General features: G+C 66.4%; 2 protein-coding genes and 1 pseudogene. All 3 read right to left on the bottom strand.

The window, feature by feature from the left end; genetic code table 11:
- Positions 1-122, bottom strand: a 122-nt coding sequence (locus ACSFA3_RS23450; protein ID WP_435507825.1) for a LysR family transcriptional regulator, incomplete at its 3' end; no start/stop codon positions are given.
- 255 nt (positions 123-377) lie between these two features.
- A pseudogene (locus ACSFA3_RS23445) lies at positions 378-869 on the bottom strand (tripartite tricarboxylate transporter substrate-binding protein); the annotation flags it as partial.
- A 43-nt stretch (positions 870-912) separates the two neighbouring features.
- Positions 913-1,372: acyl-CoA dehydrogenase family protein (locus ACSFA3_RS23440; protein ID WP_435507824.1), on the bottom strand; the 460-nt coding region annotated here is incomplete at its 5' end.

Below are 1,372 nucleotides of genomic sequence, written 5' to 3'. Positions count from 1 at the left end.
CGCTCGAGCGTCTTGATCTGCTGGCTGAGCGGCGGTTGCTGGATGCCCAGTTGCTCGGCCGCGCGCGTCATGTGGCCGGTCTCCGCGACGGCGGCGAAGTAGCGCAGTGCCCGTATATCCATATTTTTTTCGTATGAAGAGTGCCTTGTTATTTTATTTGACCCTAAGTCACCCTGAACCTATCGTCCGGCCGCCTATTCAAAAAGCGGCCCACCGAGGCCGCATGCCGGAGACAAATCCATGCGCAAAACGCGCCCTGCCTCGATGTTTCGTGCCGTCGTTTGCGCGATCGGTATTTCGCTGATCCTTGCCGCCTGTGGTGGCGGCGGTGGGGGAGGCGGCGGTGCCGGCTTCCTGCCGATCGTGCCCACAACCCCGCCCGCCGTGGCCCAGTGAAAGCCGTTGCCGGCCTTCTTCGACGCGGCAACGAACTCCTTCAGGTCCTTGTACGGCGCATTGGCCGGCACCACCACCACCGAGGGCGCCAGGCCGATCATGACCACGGGCACCAGGTCCTCATCCTTGAAGGGAATGGACTTCTTGATCATGCTGTTGGAGATGACGCCTGCCGCACTGATCAGGAAGGTGTAGCCGTCGGGTGCGCTTCTGGCCACCAGATCGGCACCGAGCGAGCCTCCCGCGCCGGGACGGTTGTCGACGATGACCTGCGTGCCCAGCTCCTGGCTCAGCGCGGGCGCGAGCAGGCGCGCGGCGCCGTCGACCGGGCCGCCGGCGGAATAGCCGACCACCAGCTTGATGAGCGGCGGTAGGGGCTGCTGCGCGAAGGCGCGATGCGGCAGTGCAGCCAGCGCCGCGCTGCCTGCCATCGCGGCCATGAGGTGGCGGCGCGAGAAGTGAGTCGATGTCATGAGCGTTGTCTCCTGTTGTGTATTTCTTCGTCGGCTACATCGCTCAGGCCGGCAGGTCGAGCACCTGCCGCGCGAGGATGTTGCGCTGTATCTCGTTCGTGCCGCCGTAGATCATTGCGGCGGTGGAGCCGATGAGCGGCGAGAGCACGTTGAAGCTCTGCCCGTCGAGCACCTGGTCGCCGGCCACGGCGCCCTGCTCTTCGCCGGCCTCGACCAGCAGCGCGCCGATGCGGTGATAGGTCTCGCTCGCCCAGATCTTCAGCAGCGACACCGAAGCCGGCAGCGGCTTGCCGGCGCGCACGATGTTCGCGAAGCCCGTGTAGGCGGCCGACAGGTCGAGCACGTCGAGCCTCAGCGCCGCGAAGCGCTGCGCGAACACCGGGTCGGCAAACAGGCGCCGCGCCTGCGCCAGCCGCGCCAGTTGGCCCAGCGCGTACTGCGACTGCTTGGGGCTGCCGAGAAAGATGCGCTCGAAGCCCAGCAGCGCCTTCGCGATGGTCCAG

Source organism: Variovorax glucosi (assembly GCF_051216695.1).
Classification (GTDB): Bacteria; Pseudomonadota; Gammaproteobacteria; order Burkholderiales; family Burkholderiaceae_C; genus Variovorax.
The sequence above is the reverse complement of the archived record's forward strand: the minus strand, read 5'-3'. Positions and strand labels throughout refer to the sequence as shown.